14 protein-coding genes and 1 pseudogene are annotated in these 16,597 nt (G+C 71.2%); 8 read left to right on the top strand and 7 right to left on the bottom strand.

Translation table 11 applies throughout. The annotated features are described in order from the left end of the window. Nucleotides 1-42: 42 nt before the first annotated feature. A pseudogene (locus ACFYOH_RS09740) lies at nucleotides 43-2,169 on the top strand (SpoIIE family protein phosphatase); the annotation flags it as partial. Here ACFYOH_RS09740 and ACFYOH_RS09735 read toward each other — a convergent pair. Continuing rightward, complete coding sequence (locus tag ACFYOH_RS09735; RefSeq protein WP_388623016.1) at nucleotides 2,127-3,266, bottom strand: AI-2E family transporter; 1,140 nt, start codon at nucleotides 3,264-3,266, stop codon at nucleotides 2,127-2,129. The pseudogene ACFYOH_RS09740 and the gene ACFYOH_RS09735 sit on opposite strands and share 43 nt — an antisense overlap. A gap of 99 nt (nucleotides 3,267-3,365) precedes the next feature. On the opposite strand from ACFYOH_RS09735, the gene ACFYOH_RS09730 reads away from it, so the two are divergent. After that, nucleotides 3,366-4,001 (top strand): MerR family transcriptional regulator, encoded by a 636-nt coding sequence (locus ACFYOH_RS09730; protein WP_388623013.1) that lies wholly within the window; start codon nucleotides 3,366-3,368, stop codon nucleotides 3,999-4,001. A 57-nt stretch (nucleotides 4,002-4,058) separates the two neighbouring features. Here the strand turns inward: ACFYOH_RS09730 and ACFYOH_RS09725 are convergent, their stop codons facing one another. The 3 genes from ACFYOH_RS09725 to ACFYOH_RS09715 form a co-directional block, all read right to left on the bottom strand. Then, nucleotides 4,059-5,036, bottom strand: a complete 978-nt coding sequence (locus ACFYOH_RS09725; protein ID WP_388623010.1) for a pirin family protein — start codon at nucleotides 5,034-5,036, stop codon at nucleotides 4,059-4,061. Between the two features lie 106 nt (nucleotides 5,037-5,142). Beyond that, nucleotides 5,143-5,589: a hypothetical protein gene (locus tag ACFYOH_RS09720; protein WP_388623007.1), complete on the bottom strand. Its 447-nt coding sequence runs from the start codon at nucleotides 5,587-5,589 to the stop codon at nucleotides 5,143-5,145. A gap of 58 nt (nucleotides 5,590-5,647) precedes the next feature. Further along, entirely contained in the window at nucleotides 5,648-6,112 is a 465-nt protein-coding gene (locus ACFYOH_RS09715; protein WP_031172737.1) for an SseB family protein, read from the bottom strand. A gap of 667 nt (nucleotides 6,113-6,779) precedes the next feature. On the opposite strand from ACFYOH_RS09715, the gene ACFYOH_RS09710 reads away from it, so the two are divergent. The 3 genes from ACFYOH_RS09710 (at nucleotide 6,780) to ACFYOH_RS09700 (ending at nucleotide 10,332) form a co-directional block, all read left to right on the top strand. After that, on the top strand, nucleotides 6,780-8,606 hold the full coding sequence (locus ACFYOH_RS09710; protein WP_388623861.1) for an acyl-CoA dehydrogenase: 1,827 nt from the start codon (nucleotides 6,780-6,782) through the stop codon (nucleotides 8,604-8,606). A 103-nt stretch (nucleotides 8,607-8,709) separates the two neighbouring features. Beyond that, a complete protein-coding gene (locus ACFYOH_RS09705) occupies nucleotides 8,710-10,008 on the top strand; it encodes a M18 family aminopeptidase (protein ID WP_388623003.1) in 1,299 nt (432 codons plus the stop codon). Nucleotides 10,009-10,074: 66 nt separating this feature from the next. After that, nucleotides 10,075-10,332: a DUF6458 family protein gene (locus ACFYOH_RS09700; protein WP_388623000.1), complete on the top strand. Its 258-nt coding sequence runs from the start codon at nucleotides 10,075-10,077 to the stop codon at nucleotides 10,330-10,332. Between the two features lie 31 nt (nucleotides 10,333-10,363). Here the strand turns inward: ACFYOH_RS09700 and ACFYOH_RS09695 are convergent, their stop codons facing one another. Beyond that, nucleotides 10,364-12,172: an NHL domain-containing thioredoxin family protein gene (locus ACFYOH_RS09695; RefSeq protein WP_388623858.1), complete on the bottom strand. Its 1,809-nt coding sequence runs from the start codon at nucleotides 12,170-12,172 to the stop codon at nucleotides 10,364-10,366. A 496-nt stretch (nucleotides 12,173-12,668) separates the two neighbouring features. Further along, nucleotides 12,669-13,067: a cupin domain-containing protein gene (locus ACFYOH_RS09690; RefSeq protein WP_388622997.1), complete on the bottom strand. Its 399-nt coding sequence runs from the start codon at nucleotides 13,065-13,067 to the stop codon at nucleotides 12,669-12,671. A 52-nt stretch (nucleotides 13,068-13,119) separates the two neighbouring features. On the opposite strand from ACFYOH_RS09690, the gene ACFYOH_RS09685 reads away from it, so the two are divergent. Together ACFYOH_RS09685 and ACFYOH_RS09680 are read left to right on the top strand one after the other, a co-directional pair. Further along, nucleotides 13,120-14,160 (top strand): helix-turn-helix domain-containing protein, encoded by a 1,041-nt coding sequence (locus tag ACFYOH_RS09685; RefSeq protein ID WP_388622994.1) that lies wholly within the window; start codon nucleotides 13,120-13,122, stop codon nucleotides 14,158-14,160. Nucleotides 14,161-14,268: 108 nt separating this feature from the next. After that, nucleotides 14,269-14,763 carry an LURP-one-related/scramblase family protein gene (locus tag ACFYOH_RS09680; RefSeq protein ID WP_388622991.1) on the top strand — a complete coding sequence of 165 codons (495 nt, stop codon included), beginning with the start codon at nucleotides 14,269-14,271 and terminating at the stop codon, nucleotides 14,761-14,763. 16 nt (nucleotides 14,764-14,779) lie between these two features. On the opposite strand, the gene ACFYOH_RS09675 is transcribed toward ACFYOH_RS09680, so the two are convergent. After that, entirely contained in the window at nucleotides 14,780-15,574 is a 795-nt protein-coding gene (locus ACFYOH_RS09675) for a carbon-nitrogen family hydrolase (protein WP_388622988.1), read from the bottom strand. Nucleotides 15,575-15,755: 181 nt separating this feature from the next. Here ACFYOH_RS09675 and ACFYOH_RS09670 point away from each other — a divergent pair, with 181 nt between their 5' ends. Continuing rightward, nucleotides 15,756-16,580: a maleylpyruvate isomerase family mycothiol-dependent enzyme gene (locus tag ACFYOH_RS09670; protein WP_388622986.1), complete on the top strand. Its 825-nt coding sequence runs from the start codon at nucleotides 15,756-15,758 to the stop codon at nucleotides 16,578-16,580. Nucleotides 16,581-16,597: the final 17 nt, after the last annotated feature.

Here is a 16,597-nt window from a genome sequence, read left to right as displayed (position 1 = left end):
CTACGGTGGCAGCTATCGGTCAGACGTTCCTAAAGTGGGCGAATGCGTACAGGCGAGTCCCTCCCGTCCGTCGGGGATGTCCTCGCCGCCCTCGCGACCGGACTGTGGCACTGGGACACGGCCGCCCGACTGGTCACCGTGGACGCGGAGGCGGCGCGGCTGCTCGGGCTGCCCGCGGAGCCGACCACCCTCACGGAGGTCCAGACCCGGGCCCGGTTGCACCCGGAGGACTGGAACGAGATCACCGGTGTGGTCCCGCTGGCGGTCGATGAGGGCACGCTCGCCGAGGTGCGCATCCGGATCATGGACGAGCAGGGGAACGTCCTGCGGGTGGTCCGCAGCCGGTCCAAGCCGTCCTTCGATCCCGAGCGGCGGGCGTACGAGCTGATCGGCACCCTCCAGGAGGTCACCGAGCCGACCCCTGGCACCCGGGCCGCCCGCAGCGCGGTCACCGGCGACTGGCGGCGCTCGCGGGAGGCGTTTCTGCTGGACGCGGGCCGGGCGCTGGCGGAGGCACGGTCCACCGCAGAGGTGCTGCGGGTGGCCGGCGGCCTGTCGATGCCGGGGTTCTCCCCGGACGGGCTCGTGGTGTTCGGCGCGGAGGGCGACCGGCTGACGATCACCGGCCAGCACGGGCACCAGCCCGGCGCCATGAACCCCTTCTCGAACATGCCGCTGAGCACCGACTATCCGGCGGCCGAGGTCGTTCGCACCGGCCGCGCGGTGTATCTGTCCTCGCCCCAGGAGTACAAGACCCGCTACCCGGCGACCTGGCCGCTCGCCCGGCACTTCGGCCGCCGCTCGTGGGCCTTCCTGCCGCTGACGGTGGCCGGACGCACGATGGGCGCCTGGATGGCGGCCTTCGCCTATCCGGTGGCGTTCACGCCCGACGAGCGGGCCGTGCTGACCACGGTGGCCCGGATGCTCGCCCAGGCGCTGTCCCGGGCGGAGGTCACCGAATCGGAGCGGGAGCTGACGGACGGCCTGCAGCGCTCCATGCTGCCCACGCTCGGCCCGGAGATCCCCGGCATGCAGATGGCCGCCCGGTACATACCGACCGGCGGCGGTCTCCAGGTCGGCGGCGACTGGTACGACATGATCCCGCTGCCCTCCGGCCGTTTCGCGCTGGCCATGGGAGATGTCCAGGGCCATGACGTACGGGCCGCGGGTCTCATGGGACAGCTGCGCATCGCCCTGCGCGCCTACGCCGCCGAGGGCCACCGCCCGGACGCCGTGCTCACCCGCGCCTCCCGGTTCCTGCACGGCATCACCCACGACGACCAGATGACCGACATCCGCTTCGCGACCTGCGTGTACGTGGAGGCCGACCCGGCGACCGGGATGCTGGAGATCGCCCGTGCCGGGCACCCGCACCCGGCGATCCGGATGGCCGACGGCACGGTGATGATGCGGCCGACGGCGGGCGGCCCGCCGTTGGGCGTGGACCCGGACGCGGACTACCCGACGACCCGTTTCACCCTGGAACCCGGCGAGACGCTGATGCTCTGCACCGACGGCCTGATCGAGACCGGCGGACACGACATGGACAGCGGCTGGCACCGGCTGCGCACGATCCTGGAGGCGCACCCGGGGGGCGACGGGGTCGATCTTGAGTCGCTGGCCGATGCGCTGGTGCAGGGCGTGCACGGGCCGTCCTCGCACCACACCACCGGCCCCCTGGCCGACCGCCGCGAGGACGACATCGCGCTGCTGCTGCTGGGCAGGCCGCTGGAGGGCGCCGTACGGGCCGCGGTACGGCGCACCCTGCTGTCGGTGAAGCAGGACGAGCCGGACCGGATCGCCGAGGCCCGCCGGCATCTGCGCGAGCTGCTGCACGACTGGGCCTCGCCCGAGCAGGTCGACTCGGCGGTGCTCCTGGTCTCCGAGATGGTCACCAATGTTCTCGTCCACACCGACACCGACGCGCTGCTGCTCGCCGAGGTGACCGACGAGGCGGGGGTGCGCGGGCTCCGGGTGGAGGTCACCGACGCGGGCGACGACCTGCCGCACAAGCGCCACCCCGGCGAGCTGGCCTCCTCGGGCCGCGGCCTGATGCTGATCGAGCTGCTCGCGGATGCCTGGGGGGTGAACCCGCGGGGCGAGGGCAAGAGCATCTGGTTCGAGCTCTACGAGTCCGGGGGTGCGTCCGGTGGTGCATCGGGGGGCGGCGCGACCGAGGGGGGCGTGGCGGGAGCCGGCGCACCGACCGACGACGAACCGGACGGCGATGCGTCGGAGGGCGCCGCGTAACGCGTCCGCAGCTCCTGTACGACCCCGAAGGCGGCCGCCGTCAGCGGGACCGCGAGCAGCATTCCGAGGATCCCCGCGACGGACGCCCCGGCGGTGATGGCGAGCATCACCACGGCCGGGTGCATCTGCACGGTCCGGCTCTGGATGACCGGCTGCAGCACATGCCCCTCCAGCACCTGCACGGCGAGGACCACCCCGAGCGCCCACAGCGCGATGACGAAGCCGCGGTCGGCGAGGGCGACCAGGACGGCCACCGCGCCGGAGATGAAGGCGCCGAGGTAGGGGATGTAGGCGCCGACGAAGACGAGCGCGCCCAGCCCGACCGCGCCGGGCACCCGGAGAACCAGCAGGCCGACGGTGATGCACACGGCGTCGATGAGCGCGATGAGGGTCGTCCCGCGCATGAACCCCTCGACCGCCTCGAAGGCCCGCCGGGCGACGGCCTCCAGGGTGTCGGCGGTGCCGCCGGGCGCGACGGCCCGCAGGACCTCCACGGCCCGGTGGGAGTCGCGCAGGAAGAAGAAGACGAGCAGCAGGGCGAGCACGGCCATGGCGATGGACTCGCCGACGACGCTGACCCCGCTGATGACGTTGGACGCGGCCGTGCCCCCGAACTTGCTCAGCAGCTTGCGCGAGTTCGCGGCGAGGTCGTCGAGACCGGTGCCGACCGCCCCGAAGTGCTGTGCGACACCCTTGGCGGCGTCCCGCAGCGAGGCGATGATCTGGTCGCCGGTGTCGATGAGCGCGGCGACGACGATGTACACGGCACCGCCGACGACGGCCACGACGGCGACACAGGTGAGCCCGGCCGCCACGGACGCCTGCACCCCGGTGCGCACGAGCCGCCGGTACAACGGGCCGAGCAGCGCGGTACCGAGCAGGGCGAGCAGCACCGGGGTGACGGCCGTACGGAACTCCCCGCACAGCCGTACCCCGACCCAGCCCACCCCGGCGACGAGCAGCAGCACTGCGCACCAGGCGGCGAGGCGTCGAACGGGGTCGGGCAACAGCTGCACGCGTCCAGCCGATCATGGGCGCCGACCGGTGTCCTGCCGCGCGGGGCCGGGCGGGTGAGGTGCCGCTCCGGCGGGCCGGGAGGCTCGTATCCTCGCCCCATGCGTATCGGAGAGCTGGCGCAGCGCACCGGGGTCCCGGTTCCGACGATCAAGTTCTACGCACGGGAGGGCCTGCTGCCGCCCGGCGAGCGCACCAGCCCCAACCAGGTCCGGTACGACGACACCCACGTCCGCAGGCTGAAGCTCATCCGGGCGATGCTGGAGGTCGGCGGCATGTCCGTGACCGCGGTCGGCCAGGTGCTCGCCCGGATGGACGCTCCGGACCGCACCGTCCACTCGATGCTCGGTGCCGCCCAGTCCGCGGTCAGCCGGACCGCCGGGGACCGGGGCACCCCGCAGGACCGCGAGCGGGCCGAGGCGGACGTGGCCGAGCTGGTGCGCCGGCACGGCTGGACGGCCCGGCCGAGGCACCCCGGCTGGGCGGCGCTGGTGCAGCTCGTCATGACGTACCGGGACCTGGGCCGGGACGATCTGCTGGCGCTGCTCGACGAGTACGCCTCGGCGGCCGCCCGCCTCGCCGAGGCCGAACTGGCCACCGTGGCCCGCGTACCGACTGTCGACGGCAAGATCGAGACCGTGGTACTGGGCACAGTCCTGGGCGACACCGCAATGGCCGCACTACGCCGCATCGCCCAGGAGAACGCCTCGGCCCGGATGTCGACGCCGTCGGCCTAGCAAAGACAGCGGTGTCGCCGCCCCGGGCGATCGCCGGCCCTTCCAGCCAACCGGGTTTCAGGCCCGCGGTCCCTCGCCGGTCATGCCGTGCACCGCGGGAACCGTTCCCAGCCGCCCCTTCTGGTAGTCCTCGAAGGCCTGCATCAGCTCTTCCTTGGTGTTCATGACGAACGGGCCGTAGTGGGCCATGGGCTCACGGATCGGCTGTCCGCCGAGCAGGACGACCTCCAGGTCCGGCGTGTGGGAGTCCTGCTTCTCGTCCGCGCGCACGGTCAGCGAGGACCCGGCGCCGAACACCGCGGTCTGCCCGAGGTGGATCGGCCGGCGGTCCGTACCGACGCTGCCGCGGCCCGCGAGGACGTAGGCCAGACCGTTGAAGTCCTCCCGCCAGGGCAGGGTGACCTCGGCGCCCGGCGCGACGGTCGCGTGGATCATCGTGATCGGGGTGTGCGTGATGCCCGGACCCTTGTGGCCGTCCAGCTCGCCCGCGATGACCCGCAGCAGCGCCCCGCCGTCCGGAGTCGTCAGCAGCTGGACGTTGCCGCCGCGGATGTCCTGGTAGCGCGGCGCCATCATCTTGTCCTTGGCCGGGAGGTTCACCCACAGCTGCAGGCCGTGGAAGAGACCGCCGGACACGACGAGGGACTCCGGCGGCGCCTCGATGTGCAGCAGACCGGAGCCCGCCGTCATCCACTGCGTATCGCCGTTGGTGATGGTGCCGCCACCACCCTGGGAGTCCTGGTGGTCGAAGACGCCGTCGATGATGTAGGTGACGGTCTCGAAGCCGCGGTGCGGGTGCCAGGGGGTGCCCTTGGGCTCGCCCGGCGCGTACTCCACCTCGCCCATCTGGTCCATCATGATGAACGGGTCGAGGTGGCGGTAGTTGATCCCCGCGAACGCCCGGCGCACCGGGAAGCCCTCGCCCTCGAAGCCGCTCGGAGCGGTCGTGACGACGAGCACCGGACGCGCCACCGCGTCGGCGGGAGCGGTCACGCGGGGCAGCGTCAACGGGTTCTCGACGGTCACTGCAGGCATGGTCGGTACCTCCTTGTGCGCTCACTTTAGTTGAGCGTTGAACTTTCTGCTACCCCCAACAGAACGAGCCCGGAGGGAATTCCCTTCGGGCTCCACGGCATGGGGCTCACACAAAGGCGGACGTCACCGCGACCACGGCCGCCCCGGCACTGCCCACCAGGACCGGAATACCGCCCACCAGCAGCAGGACGACGCCGAAGACGAGCATTCCCGCGGTACCGGTTCCGACCTGACTGCCCCCGTCGGGGTCCGCGGGGTCGTACAGGACCCGCACCCAAGCGGCACCGCCCGTGTCCGTGCCCACACACTCGCGCCGCGCCCCCCGGGCATCCGTGTAGGCGTACACATAGCGCGTCAGGGGCCCGTTCTCGGTGCTGATCACACGGAACGACTCCAGCCGCCCCTCCGCCGCGACCCCCCGGGTGCGCAGCACCCAGGCCGCGCGCACCAGCCGCCGGCCGCTCATCGTGGACAGGCAGCCGCAGGCGGCCAGGGCCGGGACGCAGAACCAGACGACGACGGACGCCACCCCTCCGGCGATCCCAGCACGCACGCCGTCAGAAGACCCCATCCCCGGCCCACCACAGCCGGCGTCCGCGCGGCACGGCCGGCTAGCCGTACATCCGCCGCATGGCGAAGTCGACCATCTGCTCGACCGCCTTCGCGTCGAAGACCATCCGGTGCTCACCCTCCATGTCCAGGACGAAGCCGTACCCGGTGGGCAGCAGGTCGATCACCTCGGCACCGGTGATCACGAAGTACTTGGACTCCTTGCCCGCGTACCGGCGCAGCTCCTTGAGCGAGGTGAACATCGGGATCACCGGCTGCTGGGTGTTGTGCAGGGCGAGGAAGCCGGGGGTGTCGCCACGCGGGCAGTACACCTTCGACGTGGCGAAGATCTGCTGGAAGTCCTCGGCGGACATCTGCCCGGTGGTGAAGGCACGCACCGCGTCCGCGAGGGAGGGCGGGGACGGCTCGGGATACAGCGGCGGCTGCTGCCCGTAGCCGCCGGCCATCGGCTGCTGGGGTGCGGCGTACTGCTGCTGAGCACCGACGTTCTGGTCGTAGCCGTACATGCGCGCAAGCGTACCGAGCGGGAGCGGCACGGTGGCGTCCGGGAGAAATTATGTAGCTATCGCTAGACAATCCTGTCAGGTTCCGTGCCGGGGGCCTCATGCCCGACAGCACGTCCCGCCCCGCCCTGCTCCTCGCGCGCGGTACACGATTTGATCGGCACCGACCATCCGGACGCGGGCAGCACCCCGCGCGCCACCAGGCCGCCCGAACTGGACGACCTGGCGGACCAGTTGGTGGCGGTCGCCGACGCGGAGGGCATCGATCGGTTCGGCGCGTCCGGCTACTCGCCGGCCGGGGGGTTCCTGTTCGCCCACGCGCTGAGTCCGGCCGCACTGGAGGCGATGACCCCGGAGGAACTGGAGGCGGCGGTGAAGGAGAGGGGGCGGCGGTGCCGGAGGGGACACCGGAGCACGTGGAGCTGGTGGCCCGGGAGCCCGGCCGGCGGGGATACCAGGCGGTCACCTTGCTTTCGCCGAGCATGCGGAGCACTGGGCGGCCCTGCTCACGGACGGGCCGGAGGACACGCCGGAGTAGACCCTTCTCACACTTGGCCCGGCAGGGGTTGCTTCTTATTACCGACGGGTAGCATCATCGTGGCCACTTGTTGGTACGTGAACTAGGTGCGAGGAGTCAGTGCCTCGCCGATCCCTCTACGGAGCCGTCGCCATGGGGCACTACAAGTCGAATCTCCGCGACATCGAGTTCAACCTCTTCGAAGTACTGGGGCGCGACAAGGTGTACGGCACCGGCCCGTTCGAGGAGATGGACGTCGACACCGCGAAGAGCATCCTGGAGGAGATGACCCGCCTCTCCGAGAACGAGCTGGCCGAGTCCTTCGCCGACGCCGACCGCAACCCGCCGGTCTTCGACCCCGAGTCCAACACCGCGCCGGTCCCGGCGTCCTTCAAGAAGAGCTACCAGGCCTTCATGGACTCCGAGTACTGGCGGCTCGGCCTGCCCGAGGAGATCGGCGGCACCACCTCGCCGCGCTCCCTGATCTGGGCCTACGCCGAGCTGATCCTGGGCGCCAACCCGGCCGTGTGGATGTACTCCTCGGGCCCGGCGTTCGCCGGCATCCTCTTCGAGGAGGGCAACGAGGTCCAGAAGCACATAGCCAAGATCGCCGTGGAGAAGCAGTGGGGCTCCACGATGGTGCTCACCGAGCCCGACGCGGGCTCCGACGTGGGCGCCGGCCGTACCAGGGCGATCCAGCAGGAGGACGGCTCCTGGCACATCGAGGGCGTGAAGCGCTTCATCACCTCCGGTGAGCACGACATGTCCGAGAACATCCTCCACTACGTGCTCGCGCGTCCCGAGGGCGCCGGTCCGGGCACCAAGGGGCTCTCCCTCTTCCTCGTGCCGAAGTACGAGTTCGACTTCGAGACCGGCGAGCTGGGCGAGCGCAACGGCGTCTACGCCACCAACGTCGAGCACAAGATGGGCCTGAAGGCCTCCAACACCTGCGAGATGACCTTCGGCGACCAGCACCCCGCCAAGGGCTGGCTCATCGGCGACAAGCACGACGGCATCCGCCAGATGTTCCGCATCATCGAGTTCGCCCGCATGATGGTCGGCACGAAGGCGATCTCCACGCTGTCCACCGGCTACCTGAACGCGCTGGAGTACGCCAAGGAGCGCGTCCAGGGTCCCGACCTCGCGCAGTTCATGGACAAGGCCGCGCCCAAGGTCACCATCACCCACCACCCGGACGTGCGCCGCTCGCTGATGACGCAGAAGGCGTACGCGGAGGGCATGCGCGCCCTGGTGCTGTACACCGCCTCCGTCCAGGACGCGATCCAGCTCAAGGAGGCGGCCGGCGAGGACGCCTCCGCCGAGCACGCGCTGAACGACCTGCTGCTGCCGATCGTCAAGGGCTACGGCTCCGAGAAGGGCTACGAGCAGCTCGCCCAGTCGCTGCAGACCTTCGGCGGCTCCGGCTTCCTGCAGGAGTACCCGATCGAGCAGTACATCCGGGACTCCAAGATCGACACCCTCTACGAGGGCACCACCGCGATCCAGGGCCAGGACTTCTTCTTCCGGAAGATCGTCCGCAACCAGGGCGCCGCGCTGAACTCCCTCGCCGAGGACATCAAGAAGTTCCTGGCGCTCGGCACCGGCGGCGACGAGCTGGCCGGCGCCCGTGAGCACCTGGCCAAGGCGGCCGTGGAGCTGGAGGCGATCGTCGGCCTGATGCTGACCGACCTCGCCGCCACCGAGCAGGACACCAAGAACATCTACAAGGTGGGCCTGAACACCACTCGGCTGCTCATGGCCTCCGGTGACGTCGTCGTCGGCTACCTGCTGCTGAAGGGCGCCGCGATCGCCGCCGAGAAGCTGGCCACGGCCTCCGCCAAGGACCAGGCGTTCTACACCGGCAAGATCGCCGCGGCGAAGTTCTTCGCGGCGAACGTCCTGCCGGGCGTCACCCTCGCCCGCAAGGTCGCCTCGGGTGTCGAGCTGGACCTGATGGAGCTGGACGAGGCCGCGTTCTAGGACCAGGCCGCGTTCTTGAGGTACTTGCGGATTCCTGCGGATTCCCTGTGCGGGCCCGCTCCCTTTCCGGGAGCGGGCCCGTGCACGTCGTTAAGGTGAACCCATGAGCGCACCAGCCCGCTTCGACCGCGGCCACACCGACGACCTGATGTCCTTCCTGGCGGCGAGCCCGACGCCGTACCACGCCGTGGCGAACACCGCCGAGCGGCTGGAGAAGGCGGGCTTCCGGCAGGTCGCCGAGACGGACGCATGGGACTCGGCGAGCGGCGGCAGGTTCGTGCTGCGCGGCGGCGCGATCATCGCCTGGTACGTCCCCGAGGGCGCCGAGCCGCACACGCCGTTCCACATCGTCGGCGCGCACACCGACTCCCCGAACCTCCGCGTCAAACCGCGGCCGGACAGCGGGGCGCACGGCTGGCGTCAGGTCGCCGTCGAGATCTACGGCGGCCCGCTGATGAACTCCTGGCTGGACCGCGACCTGGGCCTGGCCGGCCGGCTGAGCCTGCGGGACGGCTCCACGGTCCTGGTCAACGTGGACCGGCCGCTGCTGCGCGTGCCCCAACTGGCCATCCACCTGGACCGCTCGGTCAGCTCCGAGGGGCTCAAGCTCGACAAGCAGCGTCATCTGCAGCCGGTCTGGGGCCTCGGCGACGATGTGCGCGACGGCGATCTGATCGCCTTCCTGGAGCAGGAGGCGGGACTCCCGGCCGGCTCGGCCACCGGCTGGGACCTGATGACGCACCCGGTGGAGGCCCCCGCCTACCTCGGCCGGGACCGGGAGCTGGTCGCCGGCCCGCGCATGGACAACCTGCTGTCGGTGCACGCGGCCACGGCCGCACTCGTCTCGGCCGCGGCCTCCGGCGCCCCGCTCACCCGCATCCCCGTGCTGGCCGCCTTCGACCACGAGGAGAACGGCTCCCAGTCGGACACCGGCGCGGACGGCCCGCTGCTCGGCAGCGTGCTGGAGCGCTCGGTCTTCGCCCGCGGCGGCTCGTACGAGGACCGGGCCCGGGCCTTCGCCGGCACGGTGTGCCTGTCCTCCGACACCGGCCACGCCGTGCACCCCAACTACGCCGAGCGGCACGACCCCACGCACCACCCGCGGGTCAACGGCGGCCCGATCCTCAAGGTCAACGTCAACAACCGCTACGCCACGGACGGTTCGGGCCGGGCGATCTTCGCGGCGGCCTGCGAGAAGGCGGACGTGCCCTTCCAGTCGTTCGTCTCCAACAACTCCATGCCGTGCGGCACGACGATCGGCCCCATCACCGCGGCCCGCCACGGCATCCGCACGGTCGACATCGGCGTCGCGGTCCTCTCCATGCACAGCGTCCGCGAACTGTGCGGTGCCGACGATCCGTTCCTGCTGGCGAACGCCCTGACTGCCTTTCTGGAGGGCTAGCCGGGACCTCGCCGGGTACCCGGCCGATACCGGAGATTCCGGTACCGGAAGGGGAGGCGAGGTCTCATGGGGCTCGGCGGATGCATCATCCTCATAGCCGTGGGAGCCATCCTCACATTCGCGACCGACTGGCACATGCGCGGCGTCAACCTCGACGTCGTCGGCGTGATCCTGATGGCCGTGGGCCTGATCGGCGTCGCCACGTTCAGCGGCATCGCACGGCGCCGGCGGGTCGTGGTCCCGTCGGCACCGGTGGTGGAGGAGGACCCGCACCATCACCACCACTACCGCGACGACGGCTACACCGACGGGTACGGCGTCTGACGCGAGCGCCTGATCCGACGAGTGCGCCTGCCTACTGCTCGTCCATCCCCGCGAGGACGAGCGGCAGGCGGTCCGGCGCGCCCTCGGTGAGACGGACCGGGACCCCCCAGTCCTGCTGGTGGACATGGCAGGCCGGGTACTCGTTCGCAGGATCGTCGTCGCAGCTCGCGGCCATCGCCGAGACATGCAGGACGCCCTCCGTGACCTCCGGGTTCAGCTCCAGGTCACGGCTCAGGTCCGGGTCCGCTCCCTCGCCCTTGAGCAGCAACTCGGGCGGGGTCGAGGAGACCAGCAGACGCGTCGAGGGACCGTATCTGGTGTCCAGCTTCTGACCCGCGGGGGCCTGGAAGACGACGTCCAGCCGGAGTCTGCCGGGGGCGACTTCGGTCGCCGCGCGCCGGGTGCGGTGGGCGACCGACTCCACCCGCACCGCCTCCTCGGGCAGCCGCAGCCGGGTCAGCCGGTGCCGGGCCGACTCCACGACCACGATGTCCTCACCCACGAGCACGGCGTCGCTGGGCTCGCGCAGGTCGGTGGCCAGCGTGGTGACCTCGCCGGTCGCCGGGTCGTAGCGGCGCAGGGCGTGGTTGTAGGTGTCGGCGACCGCCACCGAGCCGTCGGGCAGGGCGGTGACGCCCAGCGGGTGCTGGAACAGGGCCTGGCCGGCCGCGCCGTCCCGGTGGCCGAAGTCGAACAGGCCGGTGCCGACCGCCGTGTGGACATGCCCGTCGAGGTCCACCCAGCGCAGGGCGCTCGTCTCGGAGTCGGCGAGCCACAGCCGCTCGGCGGTCGCCGCGAGACCGGAGGGCTGGGCGAACCAGGCCTCCGCCCCGGGCCCGTCGACCAGACCCTCGTTGGTGGTGCCCGCCGCCACGGCGACCGTGCCCGCCACAGGGTCGTACGTCCACAACTGGTGGACGCCCGCCATCGCGATCCACACCCGGCCGCCGAACACCGCCACGTCCCAGGGCGAGGAGAGGTCGACCTCGCGGGCCGGACCGGAGGTGGCGGACCCCTGCCACCACTGCCTTCCGGTGCCGGCCAGGGTGGTCACCGCGCCCGTGGCCAGATCGAGACGGCGCAGGGCGTGGTTGACGGTGTCGGCCACCACCACCGCTCCGTCCTCCAGCAACGCCAGGCCCTGCGGCTCGTTGAAGGCGGCCTCCTCCGGACCGCCGTCCGCGAAGCCGCGCGTGCCGGAGCCGATACGGCGTACGACGGTCTCGGCGTCCTCGGCCAGCTCCACCAGCTGGTGCCGGGTGGTGTCGCTGACCAGGAAGTGCCCGGACGGAAGCAGCAGGGCCTTGCCGGGGAAGCGCAGGGTCGTCGGCTCGGGCTCCGGCGCCACGTACGGCCCGTCGCCGCGGCGCAGGGTGCCCTTCGCCTCGTGCTCCGCCTCCAGCTCCTCGACCAGCCGCTCGATGGCGTGCGCGTGCCCCTCGCCCGCGTGCTGGGCGACGACGTACCCCTCCGGGTCGATCACGACGAGGGTCGGCCAGGCGCGCACCGCGTACTGCTTCCAGGTGGCGAGCTCGGGATCGTCCAGCACCGGATGTTCGACCCCGTACCGCTCCACGGCGTCCACGACCGCCTGGTGCTCGGCCTCGTGCACGAACTTCGGGGAGTGCACACCGATGATCACCACCGTGTCCCGGTGCTTCTCCTCCAGCTCGCGCAGCTCGTCCAGGACGTGAAGGCAGTTCACGCAACAAAATGTCCAAAAATCAACAATTACGATGCGTCCTCGGAGCTCAGCGAGACCGAGCTCCTTGTCACCCGTATTGATCCAGCCACCCTTGCCGATCAGTTCGGGGGCCCGAACGCGCGCGTGCTTTGCCATGATCCAGACCAACCACGCATGAGCCCAGGCTATTCCTCGTGGCTTTCGCGCGCCCGGACGATCCGAAGCCGTTTCTCGGGATCGAACCGTCGCCCCCGGCCCGGAGCCCTGGTCACCCAGCAGGAAGGCGTCGACCACCGCTTCCTCGACACGGGCGGCCATCGCCCTGGCTCCCGGGCAGGTGTGCCCCAGCCGCACGCCCTGACACACGTACGAGGTGCCGTTTGCTCATGCGTGTACCGCAGCCGTCGACGGCGCAGAACAGCAGTCCAGTAAGGAGATGAGCAGCCCCGCGGACCGGACGTCTGACACCATCGCCCCGAAGTCGGGTCCTGGACTCCAGCGCAGCGACGATCCGCTGCCGCTCCTCCACCGTGACGATTCCCTCACCTACGAAGACGGGACAGCCGGTGTGCGGATCCAGGTACGGACGGACGACACTCGTGTACTCCCGGAAGCCGCGCTCCTCGTCCCAAACGCTGAACTCGGCGCGTGCCTACGTCAGCGCGCGGCCCGTCGTGACATCCACATGGTCCGGGACCTCCTCGTGCCGGTCGCCGACCGAGAGCGTGCCGGTGGGCTCGAAGAGGAGGACCTCGGCGCGGCGGGGCGCGGACGGCTTGTGATAGGTGCCGCGCGGGACGGTGAACACCGAGCCCTTGGTCAGCACGAGCGTGCGCTCACCGGCCGGCTCGCGCAGACCGAGGTGCACCTCGCCGTCGAGGACCAGGAAGAACTCGTCGGTGTTCTCGTGCACATGCCAGACGTGCTCGCCCTCGAACTTGGCGATCCGAACGTCGTAGTCGTTGACGGCGGCGACGATGCGCGGGCTCCAGCACTCGGTGAAGGAGGCGAACGCCTTGTCCAGGGCGATGGGTTCGCAGATGGGTTCCATGGGGTCATCGTGCGGGGTTCCGGTACCACCCCACGAGTGCTAGGAATCGCATATGCCGCAAGGATCCTCTCAGCCCCCGCACCGGGTCGTGCCGCCGCACCGGGTCGTCGTGATCGTGGACGCGGGCACCAACCCCTTCGAGGTCGGTGTCGCGACCGAACTGTTCGGACTGCCCCGGCCCGAACTGGGCGACCGGGGGCCGCTGTACACGGTCACGCTGTGCACGCCCAGCCCGCGGATCCGGATGAACCACGGCTTCTTCACCCTCACCGGCGTACCCGGCCTGGAGGCGGTGGACGAGGCCGACACCCTCGTCGTCCCCGGACGCCCCGACAACGTCGTACCGCGCGGCGCCGACGTCCTGGAGGCCATCCGGCGCAGCCACGCGCGCGGGGCGCGCATCGTCAGCTTCTGCACGGGCAGCTTCGCCCTCGCCGAGTCCGGACTGCTCGACGGGCGCCGGGCCACCACCCACTGGATGTGGGCGGACACCTTCCGGGACCTGCATCCCAAGGTGCTGCTGGAGCCGGACGTCCTGTTCGTGGACGAGGGCGACATCCTCACCGCCGCCGGCAGCGCGGCCGCGCTCGACCTCGGGCTGCACCTCTGGCGCCGCGACCACGGCGCCGAACTCGCCAACGCCGTCTCCCGGCGCCTGGTCTTCGCCGCCCACCGCGACGGCGGCCAGCGGCAGTTCGTGGAGCGGCCGGTGCCCGAGGTGCCCGACGAGTCGCTCGGCCCGCTGTTGGCCTGGGCGCAGGAGCGGCTGGGCGAACCGCTGACCGTGGCGGACCTCGCCGCCCGCGCGGCCGTCAGCCCCGCCACCCTGCACCGCCGCTTCCGCGCGCAGCTGGGTACGACCCCGCTGGCCTGGCTCACCGGGGAGCGGGTGGCGCTGGCCTGCCGGCTGATCGAGCGCGGCGAGGAGCGCCTGGACGTCGTCGCGGCCCGCTGCGGCCTGGGTACGGCGGCCAACCTGCGGGCCCGGCTGCGCCGGGAGACGGGGCTCAGCCCATCGGCGTACCGCAGGCGGTTCGGGCCGACGGGGCCTGGCGAGTCCGACCGGCGGGCGGCTCGGTCCGGAAGGTCCTGATGAGCGCGGTCAGCAGGCGACTCGCTCCGGAGGGCCGTGCCGAGCGCAACGGGCAGGCGCCCTTGGCGGGACCGTGATGATCAACGCGCGGCGGGGAACGGTACCCGCATGAGACTCCTCGTACACGACCGGCTGCTCGGCATCGGTGACGACTACTGGATCGAGGACGAGCACGGCCGGAAGGTCTTTCTCGTCGACGGCAAGGCCATGCGGCTGCGGGACACCTTCCAGCTGAAGGACGCCCACGGGCGCGTGCTGATCGACATCCACCAGAAGATGCTGGCGCTGCGCGACACGATGGTGATCGAGCGGGACGGCGAGGGCCTGGCCACCATCAAGCGCAAACGGCTGTCCCTGCTGCGCAACCACTACCGGGTGTCCCTGGTCGACGGCACCGAACTGGACGTCAGCGGCAAGATCCTCGACCACGAGTTCGCCATCGAGTACGACGGCGAACTCCTGGCCGTGATCTCCCGCCGCCGGCTGACCCTCCGCGACACCTACGGTGTCGACATCGTGCGCGAGGACGCGGACCCGGCCCTGCTGATCGCGGTGGCGGTGTGTGTGATCCACCTCGCGCAGAAGGAGCGGGAAGGGGACTGAGGCCGGCCGAGAGGCCTCAGCGGCGCGGCGGTTCCAGGCCCAGCACGCGGTCCTTCAGCGCCGGGAACTGCTCGCGGGTGGTGGCGACCTTCGCCGGGTCGAAGTCGACGGTGAGGACCTCCTCGTGCGGGCCCGCCTCGGCGAGCACCTCGCCCCACGGATCCACCACGATCGAGTGACCCGCCTGCGGAACTCCGGCGTGCGTCCCGGCCGTTCCACAGGCGAGCACGAACGCCTGGTTCTCCACCGCCCGCGCCTGAGCCAGCAGCGTCCAGTGCGCGCGTCGCCGCTCGGGCCAGCCCGCCGGGACCACCAGTGTCTCGGCGCCGGCGTCGACCAGTGACCGGAAGAGTTCGGGGAAACGGAGGTCGTAGCAGGTGGCCACGCCGAGCGTGGTCCCGGGCAGCCGGACCGTCACCAGGTCCCGCCCGGCGCCCATCAGCACGGCCTCGCCCTTGTCGAAGCCGAAGCGATGGATCTTGCGGTAGGCGGCGGCAAGCTCACCGGAGGGGGAGAAGACGAGAGAGGTGTTGTAGAGGGGCCCGTCAGGGTCACGCTCGGGAATCGAGCCCGCGTGCAGCCAGACACCCGCGTCACTCGCGGCCTTGGCCATCGTCTCGTACGTCGGCCCTTCGAGTGGCTCGGCCTCGCGGCCGAACTCCTCGTAGGCGAAGGCGCCGGTGGTCCACAGCTCGGGCAGGACCACCAGGTCGGCACCGGCCTGTTCCCGGACCAGCGCGGCCACCCGCTGCCGCCGGGTGTCGACCGATTCGTCCTCGTTCACGGCGATCTGGATCAGCGAGGCGCGCACACTACCACCGTCCTGGCATTCGAGTCGTCCACACAGGCCTACGATCGTCACACGAAAGCACTGCCGGGGTGCCTGCGGGCAGCGTAACTTAGCCTCCCAGACACCCGCCGAGTGCCGCCGCCGCCCGCTGGCAACGCCGCCACAACCTGCCCGTGTACCGACCGCCGAGGGGTCCCGTTCCGTGAGTCTGCATCCCACCCTCCAGCCCTACGCCGACGCCTGGACGCACTCCATCGACGCGATATCCGAGATGGTCCAGTCGCTCGCGGAGGGCGAGTGGAACCGGCGGACCCCCTGCCCCGGCTGGTCGGTCCGGGACATCGTGTCGCACGTCATCGGCATGGACTGCGAGATGCTCGGCGACCCGCGCCCGATCCACTCCCTCCCCCGTGACCTCTTCCACGTCACCACCGAGCACCAGCGGTACACGGAGGTGCAGGTCGACGTCCGCCGCCACCACACGGCGCCGGAGATGACGGCCGAGCTGGAGTACACGGTCATCCGCCGCAACCGCCAGCTGCGCAACGAGTCGCGTGACCCGGGCACCACGGTCCGCGGCCCGCTGGGCGCGGAGATCACGGTGGAACAGGCCTACCGCGCCCGCGCCTTCGACGTATGGGTGCACGAGCAGGACCTGCGTACGGCCCTCGGCCGCCCCGGCAACCTGGACTCGCCGGGCGCGCACGTGACCCGGGACGTGCTCCTGGACGCACTCCCCAAGGTCGTGGCGAAGGACGCGGACGCACCGCGCAGTTCGGCCATCGTCTTCGACGTCCACGGACCGGTGGAGTTCCTGCGCACCATCCGCGTCGACATCCAGGGCCGCGGCACCCTGGAAACCGCCCCGGCCCTCGGCCCCGCCGCCGCCCTCACCCTCGACTGGGAGACCTACGTCCGCCTCGCCTGCGGCCGGGTGACCCCGGAGGCGGTGGCCGACCGGGTGAAGACCGAGGGCGATCCGGACCTGACGGCGGCGATCCTGCGCAACTTCACGGTGACGCCGTAGTGCCGGTGGATGCGGGG

This window comes from Streptomyces sp. NPDC007856, from assembly GCF_042868225.1.
Classification (GTDB): Bacteria; Actinomycetota; Actinomycetes; order Streptomycetales; family Streptomycetaceae; genus Streptomyces.
Note: the sequence above shows the minus strand (reverse complement) of the source record. Positions and strands in the feature narration are given on the sequence as shown.